We start from the raw sequence: 4867 nt of genomic DNA, 5'->3' as shown, positions 1-4867 counted from the left end.
AGCCCTGTTGAGTTCGAGCGCAAGGTGGGATTAGCTTAACCCGGTGTCCATCAAACCGGCAGCAGCTCATCCCGACAATCCTGAGAACCTTCGTTCTCGACACCCAGTCCGGTCGCGAAGTCGGGGTGTACCAATGCCCTAACTGCGCCAAGCTGCACTGGAAAGAGTGAAGCGCATCCGGACCGGTTGAGCTGCTCGCGAAGAGCGGATCGCCGGGACCCAGCACGGTGCTGGCGCTTGCTCACGACGGCCTGATTTGCCGGAACTGGAACCATCATTGTACGTTAGGCGCAGAGTTCATTGGTTGGTGTAGGGCCATGGCGGAGCGTCGCAGGATCATCCAATCTTCCCCGCTAGAAATAAGGCTAACTGAGGAAGCGAAGCGCCTTCGCGAGAAAGCCAAGGAGCTACCGCCGGGCGCGGCCCGCGAAGCACTTCTCCGTCAGGCGCGCCAAGCTGAAACGGGCTTACAGATGTCGCAGTGGCTTACATCTCCGGGACTGCAACCGCCCAAGTAGGGCCGGAGGCAGCTGAACTCCGGGCGGGAACGATCGGTCGCCGCTCGCCATTGTTGGCACAGTCCTGTGGAGTAAGCGTATGCGTTCCTCGCCCTCGATCGTCCCGGCCGATCGCCTCGATCGCGACATCTACCTTGTGCTTGAAGACTTCGGCGCGCGTGCCGGCTGCGCCTGGCGCGAGACGGACGAAGCAGAGACCGATCTCGAAGCCGTGCAGCAAGGCCTCCTCCAGTATGCCTATCCGGTCCGGATCGTGTGCTTCAACGCGATTGAAGGATGGTCGCGCGACGCGACGTCCGACGTCGCCGACGCACTGGCCCGGCGCGCGGTCGACAACGACGATGAAGTCTCCCCCGCCCTCGAGGGCTTCATCAGCGCCAACGCCACGAGGCGGTTTGACGTCCAGCTCACGCTGCCGCTGAAGCGCGCCGCTTGATGTTCCGGGAGGGAAAGCCGGAAGGCCCTGCGCCGCAAAGCGAGCGCGAGCACTTCATCCGCTGCCCGGTCTGCGGCAAGATGCTGGACATGCGCGACCTCGGCGACGTGCTCGATCATCTGCATGAGGTCGAGGAAGAGCCCACGGCACATTGACGGAGGACCGGAGGTGGCATGCGCCCGCTGTGACGGCACCCACTGGGTTTGCGAGTTCCATCCCGATCGCCCGTGGGACGGGCCAAAGGCCTGCGGCTGCGGCGGCGCCGGGGAGCCCTGCCCTGACTGCAACGATGCCGCGCCGGACGAGCTGCCGGTACTGCCGAAGGATTTCGAGAGTACTATCACCAACATAGATGTCATGCGCCCGCTGGTAAGTAATCCGACAGGTAATCGGCGCCGGAAGCCGCTGAGATAGAGGCTGCCTAGATTCCCTCAGGACGTGGGTCTCAGCGCTTGCTCGCCCGGTCAGGCACTGGCCCGCCTGTGCACGTTGCCGTCCATTTGGTTCCGCCAATAACCTATCTTAAAAAAAGAGCGTTCTCTCTGCGATGAGAGTGTTGCCACTCAACTACAGCCCAGTGCACGCATCCAAATTACTGTGCCCCTGCAGGTGGGCGATACACGATTCATTGAACTGGTTCTGGGGAGACACTCGCATGAAGAAGATTTTGGTTGCTGCAGCAGGAACATTGGTCCTCGGTCTGTCGGCTCCCGCTAGTGCTGCGGATCTCGCTGCACGGCCCTACACCAAAGCCCCGCCGATGGTCGCTGCAATCTACGACTGGAGCGGCTTTTACATCGGTATCAACGGCGGCGGTGGTTCCAGCCACAAGTGTTGGGATTTTGTGGATGCGACCGGCGCTGTGACCGGCGTACCGGGTGCTTTGGCAGCCGAAGGCTGCCATAATGCCGTCGGCGGCACAGTTGGTGGTCAGATTGGCTACCGCATGCAATCGGGCCAGTGGGTGTTCGGCATCGAAGGTCAAGGCAACTGGGCTGACTTCTCGGGCGACAACGTCAGCGTGATCCCGGGGTTTGGGACTAGCAACCGTTCGCGGATCGACTCCTTCGGTCTGATCACCGGCCAAGTCGGCTACGCTTGGAACAATACTCTGTTCTACGTCAAGGGCGGCGCCGCGGTCGTCGGCGATAGATATGATGTGTTCGATGTTCCGACCGGTGCGCTCTTCTCGTCGGCTCGTGAAACCCGTTGGGGTGGCACCGTCGGCGCGGGCCTGGAATATGGTTTCGCTCCGAATTGGTCGGTTGGCGTCGAGTACAATCACATCTTCCTCGGTGATCGCACAATCGATTTCACTACACCGATTGGAGGTTTCGCCGGGAGCGACCGCATTCGCCAAGACGTTGACATGGGCCTCGTCCGCGTGAACTATCGCTGGGGCGGTCCGAGCATCGCCAAGTACTGAGCGCGCCTCGAGTTAATCAGAAGGGCCGGCTTTAAAAGCCGGCCCTTTTGTTGTGGAGACCGAGATGACGAAAAAATATAGTCCCGTCGCACCCTCGCAGTTGACCGGCGAGCTGAACGTGGCGTTCGAATCGGCGGAAGCTCGCACGATCTGCAGAGCAATTGGAAAAGCGCTAGACCACTTCAGTATTTCAGAAGTCGCGAGAGAAGCCGGTCTGCAACGAACCAGTATTTATCGAGCCTTCGGGACCGAACAGCTTCCACACTTTTCCACCGTTCTCGGTGTACTCACGGCGATGGGATTGGAGATCAGGGTAGTCCCTCGGCAACCTCGCAAGCAATCGCTTGGCCAACGAAAGTGAATTTAATCACCTGCCCGGAAGACTCCACAAACCGGCGCCGCACCCTATCAGTTGGCCATGCTGAATGCGTTCGAGTTCTGCCTGCCCACGGCGGCCAAAGCTGTGCCCGTCGGTCCCGACTGGATCCACGAAGTCAAATATGACGGTTACCGCCTGCGCGTCGAGCGCCAGGGGAAGACGTGCGGCTGATCACCAGGAACGGCCATGACTGGACGAAGCGCTTCCCCTGGATCGTCCAGGCGGCGCTGAAGAACCGCGAGCAGCAATTCGTCATCGACGGTGAGGCTGTGGTGCTCGGCGTCGACGGCGTCTCGGACTTCAACGCGCTGCATTCGCGCAAGCCACGACGACGAGGTGTAGCTCTAAGTGCGCTGCTTGCGAACTGCGCACTACGTTGTTAGACCGCGCCTTCTACATTGAAGGAGCGCCGCTTGCCGAAGAAGAAACAAGTAGTTCGTCGCGAGTGGACCGCGTCCGACGTCAAGGAACTCAAGGCGCACTCAAAGGCACGAACGCCTGTCGTGAAAATAGCCAAGATGACCAAGCGAACCGAGGGCTCGCTACGTCAGAAGGCACTCTACTTGGGAATTGGTCTGGGCCATCAGCGGTGATTGAAAGCTCGCTGGCTCACACAGAACCGACCTGCCGAATTTCGATACTGGTTTGACATCAATCTGACACGCTCGGGTGCAGATTATTCGTCTTGCGATGCGCCGGTGAATCTCGCGGCCTCGTGCTAGAGGTTGAGGGCTCGCTACCGCCAGCCCCGGCGGGCCCTCCCTCAGTCAGTAAGGCTGACGTTTAAGTTTTCCATAAGTGTGACATCGACGACATTGCGCCCCCGCAGTGTCGCTCTAGGCTTGTCTTGCCGGGGCTGGAATCAATATTTCACGTCTTCATTTTACCCGGCTGGCCGCAGTGGTCCGCCGCTGCGGCCTTTTCGTGTGGCGCGTATCTTCACGGCGCGTTTGAAGGGCTCACCCGACGCGCAGATTTTCCGCCGAGTCTTTTCCGCGATTGTTCACGACGTCAAAACTGACTTTGGCCCCCTCATTGAGGCTGCTTAAGCCGGCTTTCTCAACCGCCGAAATATGGACGAAGACGTCCTTGCCGCCGTTGTCAGGTTGAATGAACCCGTAACCCTTCGTCGGATTAAACCACTTCACTGTCCCCATAGCCACGTAACGTCTCCCTTTCCAAAAACTAAAACCAATACTGGAACTCAGACAAAAGCAAGGCTGGTGCGAGCGGCTTGGAGGCCACGGCTCCACAATCGCCGCTCGCGGTCACAGCCGACGAGGATTGCCTGGCTTTCGTCGATGGCGTTCTCGGAGTGATCATCACGTGGTCGAAACCGCTACTCGGTGTCATTGAGCAACGAATAGGGGCGACCGCCCGGCGGAGGCTAAAGCATGTAAGTAAGTGTAAGCCAACCCGACACTACGAAACACACTACAAGTCCGACATAGGGAAGAGCCACCCTCATTGGAATCTCCCAAGGAAAGAATTACGTAGAATGGCCGTCTCTCCGACGCTCGCATCTACGCCAAGCCTAAAGCCTCGCCTTGTCGCAAGGCGGGCTTTCTTAGCGGCCGTCTGTTTTCGGAGTTCGATCTCTGCTAGCGCAACGCGCCAGCGCAGCCGCTGGACCTCCAGCATCAAGTCGTTCAGCTTTTGTAGTTCCTCAGAAAAATGGCGGCGACGTGGGCTACAAAAAGCATCCATTGGCCCCTCACAAATCAGTCAGATCCTGCAAAAAAGATAGATTAATAGAATACTAATATACGTATTTACGCTTTTCGAAAATAGATTATTTTGGTGGAAGTTCCCTCAAAGGAACTGACAGGCGCTTGCGAAATCGCTTATTTAATTCAGACTATTTAGTCGTCCGTGAACAAGGTTCTAAGCGATTGAGCAGGAGTCTCTTTTTCGGATTCGAGGCGGTTTGAGATTGCAGGGAATGGGAGGTTGAAGCCGCCAAACCCTGCAATTTCGCTTTTGGATTCCCTTTCCCTGCGGACCATGATTCTGTGGTGCATCGGAGGGAACGATGCGGCCGAAGAAGCACAAGACGACGGGATCGAACGATCTGTTCCGGGCGCGGCTGGACCAGATCATCAATCTGA

The 4867-nt window shown here is 58.3% G+C and carries 6 protein-coding genes and 1 pseudogene; 6 read left to right on the top strand and 1 reads right to left on the bottom strand.

The window, feature by feature from the left end; all coding sequences use genetic code 11:
- Positions 1–597 precede the first annotated feature (597 nt).
- From IVB13_RS09530 to IVB13_RS09505, 6 genes and pseudogenes are all read left to right on the top strand, one after another.
- A complete protein-coding gene (locus IVB13_RS09530; RefSeq protein ID WP_247488601.1) occupies positions 598–954 on the top strand; it encodes a hypothetical protein in 357 nt (118 codons plus the stop codon).
- Positions 954–1109 carry a hypothetical protein gene (locus IVB13_RS09525; RefSeq protein WP_247488599.1) on the top strand — a complete coding sequence of 52 codons (156 nt, stop codon included), beginning with the start codon at positions 954–956 and terminating at the stop codon, positions 1107–1109. The genes IVB13_RS09530 and IVB13_RS09525 overlap by 1 nt, the downstream gene beginning before the upstream one ends.
- A gap of 500 nt (positions 1110–1609) precedes the next feature.
- Positions 1610–2380, top strand: coding sequence for an outer membrane beta-barrel protein (locus IVB13_RS09520; protein WP_247488598.1), 771 nt, complete (start codon positions 1610–1612; stop codon positions 2378–2380).
- Positions 2381–2444: 64 nt separating this feature from the next.
- Positions 2445–2741 carry a putative addiction module antidote protein gene (locus IVB13_RS09515; RefSeq protein ID WP_247488596.1) on the top strand — a complete coding sequence of 99 codons (297 nt, stop codon included), beginning with the start codon at positions 2445–2447 and terminating at the stop codon, positions 2739–2741.
- Between the two features lie 57 nt (positions 2742–2798).
- Positions 2799–3082: pseudogene (locus IVB13_RS09510) on the top strand (DNA ligase); the annotation flags it as partial.
- Between the two features lie 90 nt (positions 3083–3172).
- Positions 3173–3352 (top strand): hypothetical protein, encoded by a 180-nt coding sequence (locus tag IVB13_RS09505; RefSeq protein ID WP_247488594.1) that lies wholly within the window; start codon positions 3173–3175, stop codon positions 3350–3352.
- A 366-nt stretch (positions 3353–3718) separates the two neighbouring features.
- Here the strand turns inward: IVB13_RS09505 and IVB13_RS09500 are convergent, their stop codons facing one another.
- Complete coding sequence (locus IVB13_RS09500) at positions 3719–3922, bottom strand: cold-shock protein (RefSeq protein WP_247395343.1); 204 nt, start codon at positions 3920–3922, stop codon at positions 3719–3721.
- Positions 3923–4867 lie beyond the last annotated feature (945 nt).

The organism is Bradyrhizobium sp. 17 (genome assembly GCF_023073515.1).
Lineage (GTDB): Bacteria > Pseudomonadota > Alphaproteobacteria > Rhizobiales > Xanthobacteraceae > Bradyrhizobium > Bradyrhizobium canariense_D.
Note: the sequence above shows the minus strand (reverse complement) of the source record. Positions and strands in the feature narration are given on the sequence as shown.